22 protein-coding genes are annotated in these 21,108 nt (G+C 64.6%); 15 read left to right on the top strand and 7 right to left on the bottom strand.

Translation table 11 applies throughout. The features are described from left to right. Positions 1-260: 260 nt before the first annotated feature. Positions 261-1,070: a nucleotidyltransferase domain-containing protein gene (locus QH270_RS01055; RefSeq protein ID WP_280338468.1), complete on the top strand. Its 810-nt coding sequence runs from the start codon at positions 261-263 to the stop codon at positions 1,068-1,070. A gap of 74 nt (positions 1,071-1,144) precedes the next feature. Here the strand turns inward: QH270_RS01055 and QH270_RS01050 are convergent, their stop codons facing one another. Then, a complete protein-coding gene (locus QH270_RS01050) occupies positions 1,145-1,348 on the bottom strand; it encodes a cold-shock protein (RefSeq protein WP_280338467.1) in 204 nt (67 codons plus the stop codon). Between the two features lie 393 nt (positions 1,349-1,741). On the opposite strand from QH270_RS01050, the gene QH270_RS01045 reads away from it, so the two are divergent. Further along, positions 1,742-2,524: an MHYT domain-containing protein gene (locus tag QH270_RS01045; RefSeq protein WP_280338466.1), complete on the top strand. Its 783-nt coding sequence runs from the start codon at positions 1,742-1,744 to the stop codon at positions 2,522-2,524. Between the two features lie 57 nt (positions 2,525-2,581). Here the strand turns inward: QH270_RS01045 and QH270_RS01040 are convergent, their stop codons facing one another. Next, positions 2,582-2,785, bottom strand: coding sequence for a cold-shock protein (locus QH270_RS01040; protein WP_280338465.1), 204 nt, complete (start codon positions 2,783-2,785; stop codon positions 2,582-2,584). 270 nt (positions 2,786-3,055) lie between these two features. Here QH270_RS01040 and QH270_RS01035 point away from each other — a divergent pair, with 270 nt between their 5' ends. After that, positions 3,056-4,345, top strand: a complete 1,290-nt coding sequence (locus tag QH270_RS01035) for a hypothetical protein (protein WP_280338464.1) — start codon at positions 3,056-3,058, stop codon at positions 4,343-4,345. Here the strand turns inward: QH270_RS01035 and QH270_RS01030 are convergent, their stop codons facing one another. Beyond that, positions 4,346-4,777 carry an NUDIX hydrolase gene (locus tag QH270_RS01030; protein ID WP_280338463.1) on the bottom strand — a complete coding sequence of 144 codons (432 nt, stop codon included), beginning with the start codon at positions 4,775-4,777 and terminating at the stop codon, positions 4,346-4,348. A 66-nt stretch (positions 4,778-4,843) separates the two neighbouring features. On the opposite strand from QH270_RS01030, the gene QH270_RS01025 reads away from it, so the two are divergent. Next, positions 4,844-5,488, top strand: coding sequence for a hypothetical protein (locus QH270_RS01025; RefSeq protein ID WP_280338462.1), 645 nt, complete (start codon positions 4,844-4,846; stop codon positions 5,486-5,488). 33 nt (positions 5,489-5,521) lie between these two features. On the opposite strand, the gene QH270_RS01020 is transcribed toward QH270_RS01025, so the two are convergent. Continuing rightward, positions 5,522-5,881: a HepT-like ribonuclease domain-containing protein gene (locus QH270_RS01020; protein ID WP_280338461.1), complete on the bottom strand. Its 360-nt coding sequence runs from the start codon at positions 5,879-5,881 to the stop codon at positions 5,522-5,524. Beyond that, entirely contained in the window at positions 5,878-6,408 is a 531-nt protein-coding gene (locus QH270_RS01015; RefSeq protein ID WP_280338460.1) for a nucleotidyltransferase domain-containing protein, read from the bottom strand. Before QH270_RS01015 ends, QH270_RS01020 begins: the two co-directional genes overlap by 4 nt. Before the next feature lie 382 nt (positions 6,409-6,790). Here QH270_RS01015 and QH270_RS01010 point away from each other — a divergent pair, with 382 nt between their 5' ends. The 6 genes from QH270_RS01010 (at position 6,791) to QH270_RS00985 (ending at position 14,879) form a co-directional block, all read left to right on the top strand. Next, complete coding sequence (locus QH270_RS01010) at positions 6,791-8,233, top strand: ATP-binding protein (RefSeq protein ID WP_280338459.1); 1,443 nt, start codon at positions 6,791-6,793, stop codon at positions 8,231-8,233. After that, positions 8,230-9,225: a PD-(D/E)XK motif protein gene (locus QH270_RS01005; RefSeq protein ID WP_280338458.1), complete on the top strand. Its 996-nt coding sequence runs from the start codon at positions 8,230-8,232 to the stop codon at positions 9,223-9,225. The genes QH270_RS01010 and QH270_RS01005 overlap by 4 nt, the downstream gene beginning before the upstream one ends. 2 nt (positions 9,226-9,227) lie before the next feature. Further along, positions 9,228-12,113, top strand: coding sequence for a Z1 domain-containing protein (locus tag QH270_RS01000; protein ID WP_280338457.1), 2,886 nt, complete (start codon positions 9,228-9,230; stop codon positions 12,111-12,113). Positions 12,114-12,185: 72 nt separating this feature from the next. Then, positions 12,186-13,526: a DNA cytosine methyltransferase gene (locus tag QH270_RS00995; protein WP_280338456.1), complete on the top strand. Its 1,341-nt coding sequence runs from the start codon at positions 12,186-12,188 to the stop codon at positions 13,524-13,526. Next, a complete protein-coding gene (locus QH270_RS34495; protein WP_348537624.1) occupies positions 13,523-14,263 on the top strand; it encodes a very short patch repair endonuclease in 741 nt (246 codons plus the stop codon). Before QH270_RS00995 ends, QH270_RS34495 begins: the two co-directional genes overlap by 4 nt. A gap of 22 nt (positions 14,264-14,285) precedes the next feature. Continuing rightward, positions 14,286-14,879 (top strand): hypothetical protein, encoded by a 594-nt coding sequence (locus QH270_RS00985; protein ID WP_280338455.1) that lies wholly within the window; start codon positions 14,286-14,288, stop codon positions 14,877-14,879. 484 nt (positions 14,880-15,363) lie between these two features. Here QH270_RS00985 and QH270_RS00980 read toward each other — a convergent pair whose 3' ends face one another. Beyond that, positions 15,364-16,446: a Shedu immune nuclease family protein gene (locus tag QH270_RS00980; protein ID WP_280338454.1), complete on the bottom strand. Its 1,083-nt coding sequence runs from the start codon at positions 16,444-16,446 to the stop codon at positions 15,364-15,366. 205 nt (positions 16,447-16,651) lie between these two features. Between QH270_RS00980 and QH270_RS00975 the strand changes: the two genes are divergently transcribed. The 4 genes from QH270_RS00975 (at position 16,652) to QH270_RS00960 (ending at position 19,248) form a co-directional block, all read left to right on the top strand. Continuing rightward, positions 16,652-16,867 carry a hypothetical protein gene (locus QH270_RS00975; RefSeq protein ID WP_280338453.1) on the top strand — a complete coding sequence of 72 codons (216 nt, stop codon included), beginning with the start codon at positions 16,652-16,654 and terminating at the stop codon, positions 16,865-16,867. Further along, positions 16,864-18,138, top strand: coding sequence for a hypothetical protein (locus QH270_RS00970; protein WP_280338452.1), 1,275 nt, complete (start codon positions 16,864-16,866; stop codon positions 18,136-18,138). The genes QH270_RS00975 and QH270_RS00970 overlap by 4 nt, the downstream gene beginning before the upstream one ends. Positions 18,139-18,259: 121 nt before the next feature. Next, positions 18,260-18,913 carry a hypothetical protein gene (locus tag QH270_RS00965; RefSeq protein ID WP_280338451.1) on the top strand — a complete coding sequence of 218 codons (654 nt, stop codon included), beginning with the start codon at positions 18,260-18,262 and terminating at the stop codon, positions 18,911-18,913. Between the two features lie 89 nt (positions 18,914-19,002). After that, positions 19,003-19,248, top strand: coding sequence for a hypothetical protein (locus tag QH270_RS00960; protein ID WP_280338450.1), 246 nt, complete (start codon positions 19,003-19,005; stop codon positions 19,246-19,248). Between the two features lie 55 nt (positions 19,249-19,303). On the opposite strand, the gene QH270_RS00955 is transcribed toward QH270_RS00960, so the two are convergent. Beyond that, a complete protein-coding gene (locus QH270_RS00955; protein WP_280338449.1) occupies positions 19,304-20,272 on the bottom strand; it encodes a helix-turn-helix transcriptional regulator in 969 nt (322 codons plus the stop codon). Between the two features lie 62 nt (positions 20,273-20,334). Here QH270_RS00955 and QH270_RS00950 point away from each other — a divergent pair, with 62 nt between their 5' ends. Continuing rightward, positions 20,335-20,862 (top strand): DinB family protein, encoded by a 528-nt coding sequence (locus QH270_RS00950; RefSeq protein ID WP_280338448.1) that lies wholly within the window; start codon positions 20,335-20,337, stop codon positions 20,860-20,862. The last annotated feature ends 246 nt before the right edge of the window (positions 20,863-21,108 follow it).

Here is a 21,108-nt window from a genome sequence, read left to right as displayed (position 1 = left end):
CGGCGAGCAGGGCCGGGCGGTCGGGGCCGTCGACCCAGCGAACCTCGACACCGTCACCGAGCGCGTCGACGGTCGACTGGGCGAGCTTGTCGGCGATCAGAACTACAGGACGGCCTGCTTGGCTCACTGTGGGGTACTCCTGGGGAAGAAAGGGGTCGGCAGTTACCGCCGACCAGGATAGTCGGCGAGGTTCGGTTGCCCTTACCCCCCTGCCCGAAAACCGGGTGAACCCTCGGAGTCGCGCCGCCTACCATCACCGCATGTCCTTGCGCACCGTCCCCGACTCGATGGATCCGGCCGTCGTCGCCGCCGTCGACGCCGAGCTCGACCGGGTGGCGGCCGAGCACGGCGTCACCATCCGCCTGGCCATCGAAAGCGGCAGCCGGGCTTGGGGTTTCCCCTCGCCGGATTCCGATTACGACTGCCGTTTCGTCTACGTGGCCGGCCTGGAGACCTACCTGTCGCCGTGGCGCACCCGCGATGTCATCGAGACGCCGCTGGTCGGGCTGCTCGATGTGAACGGCTGGGACCTGGCCAAGGCATTGCGCCTGCTCGTCAAGGGCAACGCGGTGCTGATCGAGTGGCTGATGTCACCGATCGTCTATCGCGGCGACGCGGTGTTCCGTGCCCGGCTGCGCGAGGTCGCGGCCGAGGTCGCCGATCGCGACCTGGTCGCCCGGCACTATCTGCACCTGGGCGCGCGCCAGTACGCGCTGTTCGAGCGCACCGGCGGGCTGAAGAAGGTGTTCTACGCGCTGCGTCCGGCGATGGCGCTGCGCTGGCTGCGCGAGCACCCCGAGGCGGCGGTGGCGCCGATGCACCTGCCGACACTGCTGGCCGAGTGCCCCCTTCCACCTGATTTCGTCGCCTCGGTCACCGAATTGACCGAGTTGAAGTCACGCACCAGGGAGATGGGCACCGGGGTCGTCCCGGCGCCGATCGCGGCCTTCATCGCCGCGGAGTTCACGCACGCCGCGGAAACCTTCGCCACGAAGGCGCCTCGCGATCTCACCAGAGCGCGGGCGGTCACCGACGAGTTCTTCCGCGCCGAGGCGCTGGCGGTGGGCTGAACGAGCCCGGAAACGCAGAAACTCCGCACCGGTCCGGTGCGGAGCTTCAACTCATACGCTGGTCAGCGCAGGAACTAGACGACGCGAACGTCCTGTGCCTGCGGGCCCTTCTGGCCCTGACCGATCTCGAACTCCACGCGCTGACCCTCGTCGAGGGAGCGGAAGCCCGAGCCGCTAACAGCCGAGTAGTGCACGAAGACGTCGGGTCCGCCGCCATCCTGTGCGATGAAGCCGAAGCCCTTCTCGCTGTTGAACCACTTCACAATGCCCTGAGCCATTTCTAAACCTTCTGTAGACGAGCCAGGTCCTAATAGTCCGGTCCCGGTCTCCCCAACAACAATGCCATGATCCGACAAATTCCTCCACACTCTTCTCGGCCGACTGTGAGGAACCCAACCCCGACCCGGCGCGGGCTGGGGCGCTCACACACCCGATACCGGATGCTCGGCGTATGCCGAGGTGATAGCGGCGCGGATGCCACATTCTCGGCGCGCATCCGGTGAAACCGACCGCCCCGCTTCACCATCGATTCCTCTACGCCACTCGGACGGCGCACCGTCACCGCCCCTAGAAATTTGACGAAACCTAGTACGGCAAATTTTCTACCAGCGTATTTTCCGTGTTCGTGAGGCAGTGAACACCTCGCGGAGTAGCGCGCAAGGGAGCAGACAGTGCTGGACATCAACCATTTCACTTACGGCTGGGTCACCCCGTTGCTGGCCTATCTCATGTCCGTCCTCGGGTCGATGCTGGCGCTACGTTGCATGGTTCGCTCGCGCGCCTCCGGTAACCACGGCGGCTGGCTCACCGCGGCCGCGATCGCGCTCGGCGGCACCGGAATCTGGGTCATGCATTTCATCGCGATGCTCGGTTTCTCCGTGCACGGCGCGACCATCCGATACAACGTGCCGATCACCCTGTTCAGCGCCGCCGTCGCGATGGCGGTGGTGTGGCTCGGTCTGTCGATCGTGGTGCGCCGCAGCTGGGACAGCGCCGCGCTGCCGGTCGGCGGCACGATCACCGGTCTCGGGGTCGGCGCCATGCACTACGCCGGGATGTACGCGATGAAGACCGATATCGAGATCGTCTACGACCCGGTCGTGGTGGCGCTGTCGATGGTGATCGCGGTGGTCGCCGCGACGGCCGCGCTGTGGTTCGCCCTGCACGTCCACGGCATCATCGCGACCATCGGCGCCGCCCTGCTGATGGGTGTCGCCGTCACCGGCATGCACTACACCGGCATGTTCTCGATGAGCGCGCACACCAGCGCCCACGTCGCCCACGCGGCGGGCGCCACCGCGTCCCAGCTGCTCACCCCGCTGATCGTCAGCATCAGCATGGTCACCATGATCCTGCTCATGCAGGTGGGCATCACCGAGGCCGAGGACCCCAACCTGACCAGGCCGGTACACGGCCAGCGCGCCAGCCGCTTCTGGCCCAGCGGCCAGAACTGACGCCGAACCATGTCATTCCCCGTTGGGACAATGAGGGCGTAGCAACCACCGGCCGCGCTAGAGGCCCCGGACGTGGTGCGCTTCCGGACCACGCCGGGTCTCCCTGACCCCGAATTCCACTCGCTGACCAGCGCGCAGGGTGCGGAAACCCTCGCCGACGAGTTCGGTGTACTCGACGAAGACCTCGGCCCCACCCGCATCGGGGGTGATGAACCCGAATCCCTTGCCGCTGTCGAACCAGCTCACCACGCCGCTCGGCATCAACCAGCCTTCCGAATCATTTGCCTGACATGCTGATTCGCCCATCGTCGCATGCCCCGGCCGCCGGGTCAGCGCGCCGGGTGACCGGAGGCCGCCGCGACACGTCCGCGTGCCACGGCGAGGAGCCGATCCCGGGCCCGCGACCTCGATAGACTCCCGCATGGTCGCTCCTGGACTGACGCCTCGGCCGGATCGGAGATTCGTGCACACAGACGAGCAGCGGCGCTCGGCGGGCCGCCACACCCGGCCGCTCGCCGCGGCGTGGATCCGATGAGGCCCCCGGCGCGCGGCGAGGTCCGTGCCGCCGCCGAAGCGCTGACGGTGTTCGTCGCGACGTCGGTCGCGGTGCTGGCCATCATGCTGCCGATCAGTTTCGCCGCGCTCGCGGCTTCGCGGCGACTGGACCTGCTGGTGTTCAACATCCCGCGGGCGATGACCGGTGGCGCGTTCGTCGCGGTCATCACGGCGGCGGTCACCGTGGCGGTCGGCAGCGCCCGCGCGGCCAAGTGGACCGCGCTGATCGCGCTGGCCGGGATCCTGCTGAGCCACCTGGCGCTCGCCCCGAACAGTGACCCCGACCAGGTCACCGGACTGTCCCTGCCCACACTGAACTTCGTCGACGCCCTGCTGGCCGGGGCCGCGCTCGGCGCGCTGGCGGTCGCGGTCTGGGACGAACCGCTGCTGCGGGCCGTCTTCCTGTTCGCCGTTCCGAGCGCCACCATCCTCGGCGATCTCACCGAGACGCCCACCGACCGGTCCTCGGCGGGGTTCGCCGGCGTCCTGGCAGGCACGCTGCCGCTGTGGTTCATCGGGGCCAGCGTGCTCGCGCTCGCCTACTTCGCGATCACCTCCGCGGCCCGCCCGCACCGCCTCCTCGACACCGCGATCCCACTGGCTCCCGTGTTCGCCGCGGTCATCGCGTTCTCGACGATCCTGACGACGTCGCTGGCGCTGGCCGACAGCGAGCATCACGTGCTGCCACTGATTCTCGGCGCCGCCGTGGTGGTCGCGGCGGCCACCGCGGCGGCACTGATCCTGCCCGGCCGCGACGGCGTGCTGGTGCTGTTGCTGACCGGCTTCGCCGTCACGGGCAGTCTCGTCATCACGCTGCCCCGGTCGGGGTGGATCGATGTCTGCACAGTCTTGGCCGTCGGCGCCGGTCTGCTGGCGGGTCGGCGCCGGCCGCGTCCGCTGTTCGCCGCTGCGGCGGTCGTCGCGCTGGCCGTATTCGTCCTGACCACCGACCTGCTGGAGCCCCCGGCGAACTGGATCGCCGCCCTCGGCTGCCTGGCGCTCGGCGCCGTCTGCGGCTACTGCGTCGGCTGCGCGGTCCCGGTGAGCCCGGCCTCGGCGACCGTCGGCCTCGCGATCCTGTTCGTACCGTCGCTCGGTGTCGCGTTGAGCGACAACCGATTCGGTCACCTGGCCTACTCGTCGACCTGGTACCGCACCGCCGACGTCCATCGCGACGCGACGCCGGCGACCATCGCCCTCCTGATGGCCACCGGCTGCGCCGTCGTACTCGCCCTGCTCCTACGTCACCGCCCGGCGAAGGACTGATCAGGCATCCTGCCAGCCGAATTCGGCGAATGAGCGTCCGGTCACGATGGCGTCGAGCGCGACGCGGCAGTACGCCACCATGTCCGTGGGCAGCTCACCGACCGGGAACCAGCGCAGTTCCGAACACTTGTCCGGTTCACGATTGCTCACCTCGCCCCGCCACCCGCGCACGACGAAGAACAGCTGCACGCGTTCGTGACTGTGCAGCACATGCGCGAATTCCACCTCTCCCGTGGCGATCTCGACCCCGACCTCTTCGCGCGCCTCCCGGATCAACCCCGCGACAGCCGTCTCCCCCGCTTCGAGATGTCCCGCGGGCACATGGAACAACCCGTCGCCGAAACCGGTGCCGAGCCTGCGCCCCAACAGCACCCGGCCCTCCGCGTCGAGCAACACCAGATGAACCCCGACGAGCACCCGATACTTCGCCACTGTGAAAGCCTACCGAGAACAGCCAGACCACCCCTACCGCAGCCGAATTCGGGGTATACCCAGTGCATGAGTTTCCCGGTGACCTTCGGGCTCGCCCAGATCGGCCTGCACCTCCTGATCGCCCTCGCCCTGGCCCTGCTGGTCTCCGCCGTGCTCGCGGCCCGGCGCCACCGCGGCCCGAAAGCCATCGCCGGCCGGGGTCTCCCCGGCCTGGCACTCCTCCTGGTCGCCGTCCTCCTGCTCTGGATCGCCACCCTGCTCCAGACCTACCTCGGTCTCACCGGCGAGATCAAGGCGGCCCACGTCATCGCGAAACCCGTTGGCGGACAAGACGCCCAACTCGACGTCGAACTGACCCTGTTCGGCGAGGACGGCGCCCCCGACACCACCTCGACCCACCGCGTCGAAGGCAACCTCTGGGTCCTCCAAGCCAACATCGTCGAACTCCACCCCTGGGTCAACGCCCTCGGCTTCCACTCCGGCTACAAGATCACCCGTCTCTACGGCCAACGCCTCGACGGCAAGTCCCCCACCCAGGACCACCTCTTCCTCAACGGCGGCGACCGAGACTTCTTCGAAGACATGAACTCCGGAACCTGGTACACCACCCCCTTCGTCAAGTCCGCCTACGGCAACGCCGTCATCGCCACCCCCGGCGAATTCGACGTCCTCATCTCCAGGGACGCGATCAAGGTGCGCCAGAGTTCCTGAGCCTGCTCGCTCCTCGACGAAGGGCGCGGAGACCTAGTCTGCCGCCCATCGAGCACGCGCCGCGTCGATCTCCGCCGCCAAGAACCGGTGGAGTTCGGAAGCGTGCACATCGACGACTGCCCACACAATGTCGTCGTCTACGAGCCAATAGCTGTGCGCGATCCGATTGCGCATCCCCTTGATGAGCCGCCATGGAACGTCCGGATGATCCGCCAGCCACTCTTCTCCGAGCCTGTCCAGATCGGCGGCGAGTCGAATGACGCTGTACTGACATGCTCGGGCCACCGCGATATCAGCATCGAAGGCGGCGCGACCCCGCGCGGCGAGTTCGGCGATCTCCTTCAGCGTGGCCTCGACATAGAGCAGTCGCTGATCTGTCCGTTCGTCGTTCATGCGGCGAAGGCGAGCCGCTTCGGACCGCGCTCGACACCACGACGAAGCAACTCGTTGGACTTCAGATCCACTGTCGTCACGACATCGACCGGGCAACCGAGAAGTTCACCGAGTTCAGCGTCCAGGTCGAGGATATCCAGTACCGAAGCTCCAGCGGCCAACTCGACGAGCAGATCCAGATCCGAATCGGATCGGTCCTCGCCACGGGCCACCGACCCGAACAACCACACATTGGCGACCGGATAGCGGGCCAGCAGGGCTTCGAATTCGGACCGGTGTTCTTCGAGCAACACACTGGGACGAACAGCGTTCACCAACGAGGTCCCCAACCGGAACCCCGCCGCCGCCAGCAACCGCTCCACCATCGCAAACGACGGCTGCCGCCGCCCTGACTCCAGGGTAGCCACGGTCGATTGCGCAACCCCGGCACGTTTGGCCAGCTCACGCTGCGTCAACCGCCTGCGCTGACGCGCCTCGTATATCAACCGGCCGGCAGTCGCATGGGGGGAGCTGCGGGCCACGTCCATGTATGCATGATAGCGAATCCGCTATCAAAGAGCCAGATAGCTGCTCGAGGCCCACCCGTCTGTGCGGCGTTAACCTCCCCCGAATGAGGAGTAGCCGTCTTCAAGTACTCCTCCAGAACGATGGTTGGGTAGCTCCGTCGAGAGCAGGTGCCTGAGCCGCTCCAAACCGCGCGTATCGGGTCTCAAGCGGCCGGGTTCCCCGTGCCCTAAGCTCGTAACGAAGGGGGTCCGCCGAGCCATATCAGTGGTATACGCGACCGGGGACAGTCCCCGATGTCCAACTTGGAGCGCGAATGTCGGCCGAGCGAGGGGAATGCACGTGGTCGTGTGGAGTCAGGAAGTACCTACGGAGAGCAGCATCGTGCTCCCCCCAGACCCGCGGGTGCTTGATTCCATCGGTCGCAATCACTCGTTAGAGACCGCGCTCGCCGACCTCGTCGACAACGCTGTTGACGCGCAGGCGACACAGGTGCTGATCCGTTTCATCCGCGCACACCAGGGTCTCGTCGCGCTGTACATCCTTGACAACGGATGTGGCATGACGGCGGCGACGATCAACACGGCGATGACGATCGGGGGCAAGCGCGACTACAGCGCCAGCGATCTCGGCCACTTCGGCCTTGGGCTCAAGGCTGCCTCCTTCAGCCAGGCAAAGAGCCTGACCGTAATGTCCCGTGTCGTGGGTCAGCAGCCAATCGGACGACGTTGGCGTCCGGATATTGTGTCCCGCAGTGACTTTCGCTGCGATGTGGTCGCCTCATCGTTCGTCTCCGCAGAGTTCGACAAGGACTGGCCGTTCGGCACGGGCAGCAGCGGCACACTGATCCGCTGGGATGACGTATCCACGTTCCCCGCGACCACCGACTCCGCGCAGATCGAGGCATACCTCGACCGCATGATCACCGTAATATGCCAACACCTGGGGTTGACCTTCCACAGATTCCTTGCCGACGGACGCCTCCAGATCGACGTCGAGGTATTGAATGTCGATAACCCTCTTCTGGGCACAAAGGTCCCGGTCGACGCATTGGACCCCTTCGGCTACCCGCAGTCAGGTTTGGACGACTACCCGAAGCCTCTGATCGCCGAGATGGGTACGTATCGAGTGGAATTCCGTTGCCACTTGTGGCCCAAACCCTCCAACCTCCCTCAATATCGCCTCCTCGATCGCTCTGACGACCACCAGGGCTTGTACTTCTACCGCCGTGACCGCCTGCTGCAGTCAGGTGGATGGGACGGTGTCCACGCTGCGGATCGGCGACTGAAGTTGGCTCGCGTCGAGGTCGATATAGACGGTGACATAGGTGGCCTTTTCCAGATGAACCCGGAGAAGTCACGGGTGCGAACCGGCCCTGAGTTCGCGCGACTGGCTGCTGCAGCCCGAGCCAGCGACGGGACCACGTTGAACGAGTATCTCGAAATCGCGGAAAACCTGTTCCGAAGGTCGCAGGCGCGAGTGTCGAGGCGGACTCCGATGATCCACCCCGGGCAGGGGCTGCCGCCCCGTGTGCGCGCGACGATCCAGAACGAGATTCCGGAAGTCCGCGGGGAAGATCCAATCGCGATTCGCTGGGATACCTTCGTCGATGATGCGTTCTTCCGAATCGATCGGGACACACATACCCTCTGGTTGAACAAGCGCTACCGCAAGATGCTGCTCGGCGGCAAACATGGCGGCCTCAACGACGTCCCGCTGGTCAAGTCCCTCCTGTACCTCCTGGTCGCGAATGTCTTCGAAGGGGAATACCTCGGCAAGAAAGACAAGGACAACATCGAGATGTGGCAGTCCATCCTCACTGCGGCGGTGCGAGCGGAGCGGCTATGACAGGGAGCGATGCAGTCGATGTACGCCACCTGTCCGCAGAGGGTTTTGACCAGTACGTCAACAATCGGGTACCGATGACCCTGCCTGTCCCCGGAACACCCGTTGCCAGCATTTTCATCAATCCAGTTGCCCCGGAACTCGGACTACGTATCGAGATCCCCTCTGTCAGCGCGGCACCGGATACCGGCCTCAGCAACATCGAGACTCGAATCACCACCTTCGATGGTGCTTGGTACCTGGAAGTCGTCGTGACCAGCGGAGCTCTGTTCCGAGATGCGTACCCGGTGCTCTGCGCGATGATTGATCGCGTTCAACTCGATGGGATGAAACCCGTGGCTGCGCTACGCGCCACGTTGGCCAAACTATCCTCGCTGCTCCTTTCTCCGGCGACGCTTTCGCGGGAGCGCGAAGTCGGACTATTCGGCGAGCTTCTCGTACTAGCTGGGCTTCTCGGCCCCCTCGGCGCACGAGACGCGGTACACGCGTGGCGGGGAGGGGATGCCGAAGAGCACGACTTCGGGCTGCCGACCCTCGATATCGAGGTCAAGACGACCTCAAGCGAGCGGCGTACGCACTGGATCGAGTCAGTGACCCAACTAGTGCCTACCGGCGACCGCCCCCTGTGGGTCATCTCGCACCAGATCACCTCGGCTGGGGCAGGCACGGGTTGGACGCTCCCCGAACTTGTGGATGCCGTCCGAGATCAGCTTTCGGTCGATGCACTTCGCGACAGGTTCGACGCCGAGCTTGTCGGATCCGGTTGGTATGAATCGGCTAGGGATCAGTTGTCGACAGTTTGGACCAGGCGTAGCCCAAGTGCCACGCACGCGGTGATCGGCGACTTTCCGCGTCTGACGCCGGAGGCCATCCGAACGGACAGGGTGCCGATGAGTCGGATCTCAGAAGTGAAGTATCGGATCAATCTCGACGGTCTCGAAACCACGCAGCCGGTGCCCGATATCGTCTCCCGGGCCGCCGAATTCGAAGGATGACTATGGCCAACACACTTGCCGAGGCATACAACACCGCAATTCGTGGCATGGCAAACAACGCGCCCCGGGCTCTGGTTCGTCGCGCGTTGATCGAGGCGGAAGATCTCGATCCGACCCTCGACGCGTCCGAGGATCGGATGAGGGAGTACGTTGCGGGGGCAGCCGCCAATGACCCACTCCGTAGAGCACTGCACCTCAATATCGCAAGATGGGACAATGCTCCAGTAAAGGAAAATCCCTGGACAAACCAGACACCGACCAACTCAGAGGAGCGTCGCGCGGTAATCATCGCCGCGCTCGGCCTTTCGGATATTACAGCCAAAGAGTTTGCTCAGCACTTCCCCATCACATCTCAGAGCGGCCCAACGGTCATCGCATCCCCATGGGATCCGTGGTACAGCAATGAGGTGCGACGCGATCGGGAGTTCTATTGGGCGCACTATGAAAAATACCTCCGCGAGAGCCGCGGCTGGAGTGAGGGTTCGATTCTTGATCTGGACCGTGCGACCAACCATGTCGTCGAGAGACTCATCGATCCGGCAAGACCGAAGGCAGGACAAACCAAAGGCCTTGTCGTGGGCTATGTGCAAAGCGGCAAGACCGCGAACTTCACCGGCGTCATTGCCAAGGCCATCGACGCGGGGTATCGGTTGATCATCGTCATGACCGGAACCACCAATATGCTGCGTGAACAAACGCAACGCCGCCTAGACATGGAATTGGTGGGACGGGAGAACGTCTTGCGCGGCGCCGACGAGTCCGATGAAACCGCGCGCCATCGCATTGATTACCTCGACGACGAGGATTGGGCGAAGGGGAAGTTCGTCAGTCACGGTGTCCGACCGTCTGAGGTGGGTCGACCCGATATTCATCGGATGACCACCCGGAATTTCGACTACCGAAAGCTCCAACAGGGGCTTCCCGCGCTCGAGTTCGAGCGGCGAGACCGGACCAAACCGCTATGGCACCCGGAGAATTTGTTCACGAGTGACGCGCGTCTGATCATCGTAAAGAAGAACAGTTCCGTCCTCAACAACATGGTAAAGGATCTTAGAACCACCGGAGATCGGCTCGCCGACATCCCTACATTGATCATCGACGACGAGTCGGACCAAGCCTCCGTCAACACGACAGACCCGAAGACATGGACCGCAGAGAACAAGAAGCGCACCGCGATCAACAGGCACATATCAAACCTGCTCGGCATGCTGCCGCGGGCGCAGTATGTGGGCTATACGGCGACACCGTTCGCTAACGTCTTCGTCGACCCACACGATGCAGAGGATATCTTCCCGAAAGACTACCTGATCGCCCTGGAGCGGCCATCGGGGTACATGGGAGCCTCGGACTTCCATGACATGGACTCATCCATTCCCGAACACGAAAAGACCTTTGCCAACTCTGCAGAAAAGGCACACCTGAGGATTCCTGACGATCGGAACGACGACGGCGATACTGAGGAGGAACAACAACTCCAGGCCGCCCTCGACTCTTTCGTGTTGGCGGGCGCCATCAAGCTGTTCCGTCAGGAGATCGACCCCGACAAGTACAGCCGTTCCTTCCGGCACCACACGATGCTCGTCCACGAGACAATGCGCAAGGACGCACATCGCAGTCGAGCGGACGCGATTCGCGACAAGTGGCGGACCGGTGGGTACCTCACAGGTAGCGCGCTCGGACGACTACATACTCTGTACATCGCAGACTTCGCACCCGTCACAGAGGCATTGCGGTTCAGCGACCCGATGCCCAGCTCCTTCAACGAGCTCGCTCCTCATATCAGCCGTGCTGCACGGCAGATCGCGCCGAGCGGTGAACCCGTGCTAATTGTCAACAGCGAGAAGGACATCGAGCAGGAGGAACTTGACTTCGACAAGCGGCCGGTATGGCGCATCCTGGTGGGCGGCAACAAACTTGCCCGAGGCTTCACCGTCGAAGGGCTGACCGTCACCTATTACTCCCGGAACGCCGGGCACGCCGAAGCCCTCATGCAGATGGGGCGCTGGTTCGGATTCCGACCAGGGTACCGAGACCTCGTTCGACTGTTCATCACCGCCAGAGTGCGCGATGCGCTGGAAGCTGCGTGCTGGGACGAAGAGGATTTCCGCGCGGAACTGCGACAGTACGCGGCAATGGTGGATGGCCGTCCAACTATTACGCCGGAGGATGTCCAGCCGTTGGTATCGCGGCATGGACTTCGACCGACAGCGCCAAACAAGATGCGTAACGCCGAACTCGTCGAGCGCAGGACGCTATCCAAGGAGCCCAGCTCCGGTTATCCTGCTATAAGCAATCAGGCAGTCTTGGACCGGAACATCAATGCTTGCATCCCTCTCCTGTCGGCAGCCAAGGAAAGCGTCCAGTTTTCGCACGCCGGTCGGTCATTCGATGCATTGACCGGTGGGATCACCCATTCGCAGATGGTGGACGTGCTGAAGCAGCTTATTTGGAAGGACCCAAAACACTTTACAGCAGACCTCGCGTGGATCGCCACACTGCCGGACGATGCCGTGCATGAATGGCAGGTCGTGATGCCGCAGCAGAAGAACCGCTCAAAGGTCAATATTCGCGGAGTCGGAAAATACTCCATACATGGCCGCATGGTCGACCATAACGGTCACATTCGAGGAAACGCGGAAAGCCTGCACCGCACAGCCTGTGACCTTCAAGTCGCGTCAACCGAACGTACTGGATTCGCGCTTCTCTATCCTGTCATCGACAAGACAAGGGCCGAGGAAGAGCTAGGGGACGACGGCTTCCCGCAGGGCGTAGTGATGGCGTTGAGCCTCCGACTACCGCGCGCGGCTGCACCAAAGGACCGCAATCCCCTGGTCTATCGAGTCAAGAATCGCGCGATGCCGAAGTATGCGATCGTCGACACGGACTAGAACTTCGCGGTCGAGACCCATACTACGGCTCGCCACCACACCTTCCCTTGACCGACCAGGGCAGGGCCCGGGATGATCAACATCCACCACCGACAAGTGAGGACCACACCTGTGCCGAACCCGCCAGCGTCGAAGCCGAAGACCTCGGTCGAATTGTTCGCTGGCGGAGGAGGTTTGGCGATGGCTGTCGATCGTGCAGGGTTTCAACCCCTCCTGCTGAACGAGTTCGTCAAGCATGCATGCGACACACTGGAAGCCAACGGCGCCGAGCCGAGAGGCAAGGATGAGCGGGTACCCGAGGGCGGCAAAGGGCTGCTGGTCCGCGGTGACGTCACCACTCTCGATATGCGCTATCTGCATGACAAGGTCGATCTCTTGGCTGGCGGGCCACCATGCCAGCCGTTCAGCCTGGGAGGTATCGCCAAAGGTGACGAAGACAAGCGAAACATGTTTCCAGAGATGTTTCGCGCAATTCGGGAGATTCAGCCGAAAGCTGTCATTTGCGAGAATGTCCGAGGCCTGTTGAGACCCTCGTTCAGACCGTATTTCGAGTACATCCTCCGCGAGCTCGAGTTCCCCTTTGTCGAGCGCGATGATACCGTGCCATGGACCGAGCATGACGCCACGCTAAGAAGTAGACAAAAGATCTCCTCTGGAGAAGCGACTGAGCGATACCAGGTTTACAAATTTGAAGTCAATGCCGCCGACTACGGCGTCCCGCAGATACGAAACCGCGTTATCATTCTAGCGTTTCGTAGCGACCTCAAGATCGATGAGTCGATTCTTTTCGAGAATGTCAAGCGAACCCATTCGGAAGCTGCATTGTATCAGTCAATCGCGAATGGCCAGTATTGGAATAATCATCCAGGAGTACCCAAACATGTTCGAGAGCGAGTCATCGCAGAACTGCCAGCCCAGCCCTCAATAGATTTCGAAGAACTGAAACTTCGACCCTGGCGCACACTCCGCGACGCGATCTCGCCACACGAGGGACCATTGCCACGCCTGCCCAAGATTCGCTGGAACCGGCTTGACCGCGTGCAGTATCCAGACATGCCGCAAGATCACGTCGGTTGGCCGGACGCGCGAATCTACAACGGGCATACCCCAAATAGCCTCGATCGCCCTGCGAAAACCGTGAAGGCTGGCGTACATGGAGTCCCCGGCGGCGAATCGGTCTTGCTGACCGACGACCTGGTTCCCGGATCCAAGGGTGCTCGTCGGCGTTATCGTCATCGGTACATGACAGTTCGCGAGGTGGCACGAGTGATGACGTTCCCCGATGATTGGATCTTGAGTGGTCCTCGTGGCGAGAAGATGCGACAGCTGGGCAACGCGGTTCCACCGTTGCTGGGAGAGATCTTCGCCAAGGCTGTACTAAAGGTCTTGGAGGATGTCGAGAACCGCGCATGAACGTTGTGCCTGATCGAGCGTGGAGGCCGCGACCCGGTCGTTCCAGAGCCGCAGTCGAGAGGGAGCAGAATCGCAGTGCGGGTGGCGTACATCGACGTATCGTGCCGCTCGACAATGGTTGCACCACAGAGGGTTCCATCTTGTTGAAGCCGGTTGCCGGTAGCCGAAGCATCCGCGCATATTTAAGATGGCGGTCCGAAGGACGTACAGTGCGCAGATCCTTGGGAACAGTGACCAGCCCGTCGTCGCGGTTTGAGAACCTTGTCCAGGGATGGGAGTTGGCACGGATGGCGGGCCTGGTTCGAGATCGGATACCGTCAGCAGAATCGTGGGCCTCATCACCGGCAGTCCAGGCTGCCATGCGAGGGAATCGGAGTCGAGACACCAGTCCTGAGCTCCAGCTCCGTACAGTTCTGTTCAAACAGGGCCTCCGCTATCGCGTCTCCACGCGGCCGATCACAGGGCTCCGGAGAACGGCGGATATCGTCTTTTCGCGTGCTCATGTTGCAGTTTTTGTGGACGGATGCTATTGGCACGGATGTCCAGACCATTACCGCCCATCCACCAAGAACTCGGATTTCTGGGCAGCGAAGATCGATGCCAATCGGCTACGCGACGAGGACACGAACCGCACGCTGGAAGCCGCGGGATGGACCGTCGTCCGTTGCTGGGAACACGAAGATCCAAACGTGTCCGCCGAGCGTGTGATCGATGCGCTCGAGAAGTCATCTCCTTGATGGCTCGATGAGAGAGAGTGATGTGGCCGAGACCAGTGTTCCTGCCGAGGTTCGTGACGCCGTCCTCCGAGAGCTGTACCGACAGGTCGGTGCCCTCGACTGGGAAGAAATGTCATCACGCGACAAGACCAAGTACTACACGCAGTGGGTGGAAGATCCCCTGATCGGCGGCGAGCTTGCCGATTACTACACCGCCGAAGGGATGCGAGTCTGGATCAAGGACGGCCCATTAAAAGAGTACGCCCGCGCGTTGGAGAATGTCGGCCCGTTCGCTGCCTACGCCACTCAAAGACTGTCACCGCCTAGCGAGTTCATCCGTGAGGTCCTGGGCGACAGCTGGACCACGGTTCCAGGCAGCATCGGCGAGAAGCCGATGCATTGCCAAGTGGAATCGGGTGCGATGCGACGGTACCTCTGCTGGGGGCGACCTCGAACATTTCGGGACCTCTTGTGGGCCGCCGTTAATCAGGCGGTCACCGGCACCAGCCGACCACTGATCGTCGTGTTCGTCACCGGGGACCAACCGGTCGACAATAAGCTCAGGTGGCGGCAGGAGCGGATATCCCAACACTGCAGCATTGACCTCTCCTACGTCCGTCGTCAGTTGACGGAGTGAGCATGGGCCAGTAGGCCGTCCGAGCGAGCTGGTCCGTGCACCGTTCTCTTTGCCGGGCACCCCGCTCTCTGCTCTCGTTCAGCTACGCCGGCAGGTCTACGACGTGGACCTGAAAGCACCCGATCACTCGTCATACCGGCCAAACCGTCCCACACCGACACTGTCTTCCCATCGCCCCGAATACGACCAGGCTCGGCGACGTACCCCCCTTCCTCCTCGACGTGCTCATCGAAAGCGATTCACCCGTGGCCTCTGCCTTCCCCGGCGTAGGTGGCCGAATCTCCTGTCCGGCCTCACAGCCCATCTATCTTGGATGGTGACAATCGAACAACTCATCCACCGCACCGAATCCAGTTGTATTCGCGTCGCTTTCGAGTACAGCGACCCACGCAGTCGCACTAGATCGCGTTTATCGACCGATCATCGTCGGAGGGAAGGTTCTGGGCGGCGGCGTCGAACCGCACGAATGACGCCCGCTGTACTGCTATTCGGTAGCCGAGGTGTTGACCATCCATTCCGCCCTGGCCAGGAGTTCGTCGAACGTCACCACTTCGGGGGTCTGGAGTTCTCGGCGATACAACTCGAACGAGCGGATCTTCGCCTGGTTGTCACCCGAGGCACCGACGAGCTGCTCGAGCTGACCGACGACAACGAACGCCCTCGGCCGAAACATGTACGTCCAGTCTCCGGTGATGTCGCTACCGTCTTCGGCTTTGGATTGCAGCCGGTCGGCAATCTGGCGAGTAGCCATGTGCACTGTCGTCTGGGCCTGCGCTACCGCGCCGGCCAGTTCCTTCGATGGGCCCCACACCTCGGGACGGTACTCGTTGGTCGTCAACAACGGGGTCTCGTGCGTCTTGAACTCGACGAACACCATCGATCGAATCCGGCCCGCTGTTCGGAGCAGCCCGTCGACGCGCTTGCCCGAGCCCGTGACGGCGAACCCTGCGACGACCTGCTCGAGCCGGCGGACATCCCACGCGGTCAAGACCTGGGTAGCGAGTGAGGTGCCGAGGATCCAGGGATTCTGCTCGAAGAATCGCTGCCAGACCTTCTCCTTGCCCTTACCGTCGATCTCCGCCGCCTCCTGAGCGAATACCGCCTCGTCGGTCAGCAAGGCTCGAAACCGCTCGACCTGGACTCGGCGGTGGGCCAGACCGACCACGTCTTCGGCGTCGACGTCGTTGGCGATCAATTTGCGGAACAAGCTCGGGTTCGCCTGATACGCGGTGATCAGTCGAGCCTCGTAGTCGTCACCAGGCGCGGTCAGCCCGAATGTTTCACAGAACAGCTCGACCATGCTGACGCCGATCGTGCGGTCAATCTGCAGGGATTGACTACTCTTCGGCTTGGACGCGCGATTCTTGGAGCCGAAGGTCGACAGATGGATCAGCTGCTCACCGTCGACGTCGGTGACCACCTGATACCGACACTCCACACTGTTCTCGGGCTTGTGCGGCCTGATACGTTGCGAATTCTCGGTCACACGAGTCACTCGAGCCACAACGGTCCCCCACCCAAATCGCCTTGCGTCGCGTCTTGTCTCACCGGCGTTCGACTCAGCCATCTTCCGACGCGCACACTCGCATGTCAACGAACCAGGGCAGAACTGTCAGTCACAACCCGCCCATGAACATCGTCGGTGGGACGTCGGTTCACATGTATCTGTGCCGGAATCTTCGTTGTAACGCACAGATATTGGCGAAGTACTGGTGAGTACCCGGGTGGGGCGGCATGCTCGGGGTGAGAGTCGCGCGTTGTTCAGGAGTCACATGGTTGTTCGAGGTGACCGGGGCGACGGCGCGCCGGGGACGTTGCCCGCGTTGCAGGGGCTGCCCGCGGAGGAAGCGCGGGATCTGTTCGAGTTGATGCGGTCGGCGGTGACGTTCGAGGCCAAGGCGTTGGACAAGTCGATCGACTCGATCATGGGGGCGTTGCCGCGGCCGTTGCGCGCGGTGACGAAGAAGATCATGTTCGGGGGGCGATGACGGATCTGACGACGCGGGCGCAGTTGATTCTGCTGGCTCGCACGCTGCACGTGCATCCGCAGCGGGTGCATCACCTGCGGTATCTGGGGGCCGATCGGTTGCACGAGTTGCAGCAGCAGATCTCGGGGGTGCTGTTCGATCAGCACACCGAGACGTTTCGGCGGATCAGCGCGCTGGTGCCGTTCATTCCGCTGTCGATCTCGATTCCGTTGGTGCAGCGGCTGGTTCCGCCGATGACTACGGGGCGGGCGGCGGGGGCGGTGGGGGTCGAGCATCCGTTGAAGGCGGCGGAGACGTTGACGATGCTGGATCCGCGGTACGCGGCCGACTGCGCGCCCTATCTCGATCCGCGGGCGATCGAGCAGATCGCGGACATCGCGCCGACGCAGCCGGTGGTCGAGATCGTCAACGAACTGCTGCGGCGGCGCGACTATGTGACCGCGGGGCCGTTCTTGTCCTGTGCGACGCCGGAATTGATCGCGGCGGTCGAAGCGGGGGTGCACGATGACGCGGGGCTGATCCATTCGGCGGCGTACGCGTACGACGTCGAGATCCTGAGCGCGGTCGTGCGGCAGCTGCTGGACGGGCCGTATCGGCGGATTCCGCGGATGGCGCAGACCGTTCTCGCCGGCCCGCCCGCGCTGAAACACGCCGCGCTGTCGGTGTTCTCGCGCTGTGACACCGATGTGATCAGCCGGGTGGGTGACGTGCTGTTCGGCAATGCGCGGCCGCGGGATGTCGGGGGCCTGGTCGTCACCGCGCTGCGGGTGGGGGCCGTGCCGGAATTCCTCACCATGACAGGGCATCTCACGCCGCTGGGCTTGTGGACGCTGGTCGGGAACCCCGTGTTCGACGACCCGGGGGCGGCGGCGGGGCTGGTGCGTTCACTGGATGGTCGCGACGACGCGGGAAGCTGGCGGGGGCTGTTCACCCTGACCACGCGCATGGACGATGCGTTCAAGACGATCGTCGGGTGCGCGCTCGCCGAGTTGTCCGACGCGGCGGTCGCCGAGCTGCCGGCTCGGGCGACCGAAACCGGGTGCTGGCCCGCGCTACTGGATGTGGTCGCCGTCGCCGGGCACGATGCCCGTGCTCGCTTCGGCGCCGTCTGGGCGGAGCTGGGGCCGGAGCGGCGCGCCCATCTGCATCGGTGCATCACCGAGCATCAGTACGACACGCGGCTGGCCGAGATCACCGCGATGGTCGCGCCGGTGGCGGTGGATCAGCTGTTCTTCCACCGTCGCCGCAAGCAGCGGTACCGGCAGGGCTGATCGCCGCCGCGACATCGGGATGGATGAGCGATGGAGTGGGTACTCGGGACTGCGACTGTCGATTCCAGGAGGAACCATGTATCCCGCCCCCGCCCCGCGCCCCACCACCGGAGGGACGGCGATGACCGCGGCGATACTGGCCTCGCTCGGCGGGCTCGCCGGGGTCGGTGGGGTGCTCATGTACGTGGTGAACACGGTGCGCCTCGGCAGTCCGCTGTTCGGGTGGGGGTTCATGCCCGGGTGGGTGTCGATCGTGGTCGCGGTGTCGTTCGCGCTCGATCTCGTCGCCGCGGTCATGCTGCTCGCGGGGGCCATGCAGGTGTTCGGCAGGCGCGGGTCGGGGCCGACGCTGGTGGCGCTGGGCTGCTTCGGCGTGATCGTGGCGTATCTGCTCGGGGTGTTCACGGGACTCGTGCTGAGCCTGGAGTACGACTTCCCGCTCATCAGCGAGCAGAGTTCGATCTTCGGGAACACGAGTGTCGACAGCATGCTAGGGGCCTACGTCGATGTCCCCTGGGCGATCTCGCTGCTGGTGATGGTGTTCCCGGTGGCCACGTTCGTACTCGCGGTGCTGCCGTCGACTCGTCGGTGGTGCAGGGGGACGGCGCGGGCGGGGTGGCCTGCGCAGGCGATGCAGCCGTACGGCATGCCGCCGGCCGGTCCGCATCCCGGCGCGCGGTACCCGGGCAACCCGCCTTATCAACCGCAAGCCATGCCGGGTTACGGTGCGCCCCAGGGGCATCCCGGTCAGCCGCCGCAGTACGGTCCGAGGTAGACCCCGGTCCGGTCCCGACTGGGCTGGCGAGCTCGCGGCACACGGTGCAGAGTGAGGACCAGCACGATTCAGCTCGAAAGGATCCACCTGTGTTCTCGAATTCCCACTCCTCCCGGCGCGCCCTCACCCGCCTCACCCTGACCGCCGCGTTCCTCGCCCTGCCCCTCGCCGGAGTGGCCGGTCAGGCGTCCGCGCAGGCCTCCCCCGCGCCGACCTCCGCCGAGTTCGTCGACCGCGGGTGGCACGACGACAACGGCCTGCACCTGGGCCACAACCCGCTGCGCAAGTGGCTGCACCACCTGCTGCCGCACGGCGCGTTCGGCAGCGTCGACTGACCGATCTCGGTGCCTGGCCGTCGCACGGCCGGGCACCGGGTCGCCCCGTCCGGAGTCAGCCGGCGTCGGCGGTCGACTGGGTGAAGCGGGTGCCCCATTCCGCTACTCGCGCTACGAGTTCCGGGGGTTCTCGGACGGTGAAGGGGGCTTCGGAACGGCCGAGGACGAGGAGGGGCCAGTCGAGGTTGTCGACGGTCATTTCGATGTGGGTGCGGGTGGCGGTGAGGGGGGTGACGGTGCACCAGCGGCCCACGCGGGTGGTGATGTCGGGGGCGGGGGCCTCGATGTCGGCGCGGACGGTGTAGAGGGTGCGGCCGAAACCTATTCCGTCGCGGACGAAGGTGGCGGCGTCGGCGGCGGGGAGGTCGCGGGGGCGGAAGCGGATGCCGGTGGTGTGGGAGTCGGAGAGGCGGTCGACCCGGAACGTGCGCCAGTCGTGGCGGGTGAGGTCGTAGGCGACCAGGTACCAGCGGCGGCCGAGGGAGACGAGGCGGTGGGGTTCGACCTCGCGGGCGCTGGTGCGGCCGTCGGCGGCGGTGTAGGTGAAGGTGAGGCGTTCCTCGACGCGGCAGCTCATGGCCAGGTCGGTGAGGACGGCGGGGTCGAGGTCGGCGAGCGGGACGGCGTTCCAGCCGGTGGAGATGGTCATGGCGCGCAGGGCGTCGACGCGGCGGCGCAGGCGGGTGGGCAGCACGGTGACGAGCTTGGCCAGGGCCCGCACCGACGGTTCGGCGAGGCCGTCGGCCGCGCCCTGGGAGCCCGCCTGCAGGCAGACCGTGATGGCGACGGCCTCGTCGTCGTCGAGGACCAGCGGCGGCAGCGCGGCGCCGGCGGCCAGCTGATAGCCGCCCTCGACGCCGGGGCGCGCGTGGACGGGATAGCCGAGGTCGCGCAGCCGGTCGATGTCGCGGCGCAGGGTGCGCGCCGAAACGCCGAGGCGCTCCGACAGTTCCGTGCCGGGCCAGTAGCGATGGGTCTGCAGCAACGACAGCAGACGGAGGGTGCGTGCGCTCGTGTCGGCCATGTTCTCCAGTATCGCCGCAATTGCGGACAGAAACTGGCCGCAATGGGTTCTACCTTGGGTTCATGACTTCAGAGACGCTTCTCGACACCGAACGCACCGACCTGCTGGAGATGCTGGGCAAGCACCGCTTCTTCCTGCGCAACACCACCCGCGACCTGACCGACGAGCAGGCCGCGCTGCGCACGACCGTCAGCGAGCTCTGCCTGGGCGGACTGATCAAGCACGTGGCCGCGGTCGAGGCCAACTGGGCGAAGTTCATCGTCGAGGGCCCGGCGGCCACCCCCGACTTCGACTCGATGACCGAGGAACAGCTCGCCGCCTGGTCCGACGCGTTCCGGATGCTTCCGGGCGAGACCCTCGCCGGCCTGCTCGCCGAGTACGAGCGGGTGGCCGCGCGGACCGACGAGCTCGTGCGCACCCTGCCCGACCTGAACGCGAGTCAGCCGCTGCCAGAGGCGCCGTGGTTCGAACCCGGCGCGCGTTGGAGCGCCCGCCGCACGTTCATGCACATCATGTCCGAGACCGCGCAGCACACCGGCCACGCCGACATCATTCGGGAGTCGCTCGACGGCGCGAAGTCGATGGGCTGAGCTCGGCCAGGATGGCCTCGGGCCCCCCCCGCTGGTGGGGCGCGGCGGGGGGGTGGTGGGGGGCCGCCGCCGTCCCCCCGTGGGGCCTACCCGCCGCGCAGGCGGTGGCGCGTCGCGGGGGGGGCGGGGGGGGGGGGCCTCCCCCCCCGCAACGCCCCGCGCGGGGGGGCCCGCCTACTCCGGGGGCGCCGCGGTGGGCACGGCCGCGGAGATCCGCGGCAGGCTCGACGACGACCGGGCGGTGCG

This window comes from Nocardia neocaledoniensis (assembly GCF_029868625.1).
In the GTDB taxonomy this organism is placed as follows: domain Bacteria; phylum Actinomycetota; class Actinomycetes; order Mycobacteriales; family Mycobacteriaceae; genus Nocardia; species Nocardia neocaledoniensis_A.
Note: the sequence above shows the minus strand (reverse complement) of the source record. Positions and strands in the feature narration are given on the sequence as shown.

Excerpts from the sequence above, each read along its gene's own strand:
- QH270_RS01025 (WP_280338462.1), top strand. The coding sequence starts at position 4,844 with ATGAGTTTCCCGGTGACCTTCGGGCTCGCCCAGATCGGCCTGCACCTC.
- QH270_RS00955 (WP_280338449.1), bottom strand. The coding sequence starts at position 20,272 with ATGGCCGACACGAGCGCACGCACCCTCCGTCTGCTGTCGTTGCTGCAG.
- QH270_RS00975 (WP_280338453.1), top strand. The coding sequence starts at position 16,652 with ATGGTTGTTCGAGGTGACCGGGGCGACGGCGCGCCGGGGACGTTGCCC.
- QH270_RS00980 (WP_280338454.1), bottom strand. The coding sequence starts at position 16,446 with ATGGCTGAGTCGAACGCCGGTGAGACAAGACGCGACGCAAGGCGATTT.
- QH270_RS00970 (WP_280338452.1), top strand. The coding sequence starts at position 16,864 with ATGACGGATCTGACGACGCGGGCGCAGTTGATTCTGCTGGCTCGCACG.
- QH270_RS00965 (WP_280338451.1), top strand. The coding sequence starts at position 18,260 with ATGACCGCGGCGATACTGGCCTCGCTCGGCGGGCTCGCCGGGGTCGGT.
- QH270_RS01050 (WP_280338467.1), bottom strand. The coding sequence starts at position 1,348 with ATGGCTCAGGGCATTGTGAAGTGGTTCAACAGCGAGAAGGGCTTCGGC.
- QH270_RS01020 (WP_280338461.1), bottom strand. The coding sequence starts at position 5,881 with ATGAACGACGAACGGACAGATCAGCGACTGCTCTATGTCGAGGCCACG.
- QH270_RS01000 (WP_280338457.1), top strand. The coding sequence starts at position 9,228 with ATGGCCAACACACTTGCCGAGGCATACAACACCGCAATTCGTGGCATG.
- QH270_RS00950 (WP_280338448.1), top strand. The coding sequence starts at position 20,335 with ATGACTTCAGAGACGCTTCTCGACACCGAACGCACCGACCTGCTGGAG.
- QH270_RS01015 (WP_280338460.1), bottom strand. The coding sequence starts at position 6,408 with ATGGACGTGGCCCGCAGCTCCCCCCATGCGACTGCCGGCCGGTTGATA.
- QH270_RS00995 (WP_280338456.1), top strand. The coding sequence starts at position 12,186 with ATGATCAACATCCACCACCGACAAGTGAGGACCACACCTGTGCCGAAC.
- QH270_RS01035 (WP_280338464.1), top strand. The coding sequence starts at position 3,056 with ATGAGGCCCCCGGCGCGCGGCGAGGTCCGTGCCGCCGCCGAAGCGCTG.
- QH270_RS34495 (WP_348537624.1), top strand. The coding sequence starts at position 13,523 with ATGAACGTTGTGCCTGATCGAGCGTGGAGGCCGCGACCCGGTCGTTCC.
- QH270_RS01040 (WP_280338465.1), bottom strand. The coding sequence starts at position 2,785 with ATGCCGAGCGGCGTGGTGAGCTGGTTCGACAGCGGCAAGGGATTCGGG.
- QH270_RS01005 (WP_280338458.1), top strand. The coding sequence starts at position 8,230 with ATGACAGGGAGCGATGCAGTCGATGTACGCCACCTGTCCGCAGAGGGT.
- QH270_RS01055 (WP_280338468.1), top strand. The coding sequence starts at position 261 with ATGTCCTTGCGCACCGTCCCCGACTCGATGGATCCGGCCGTCGTCGCC.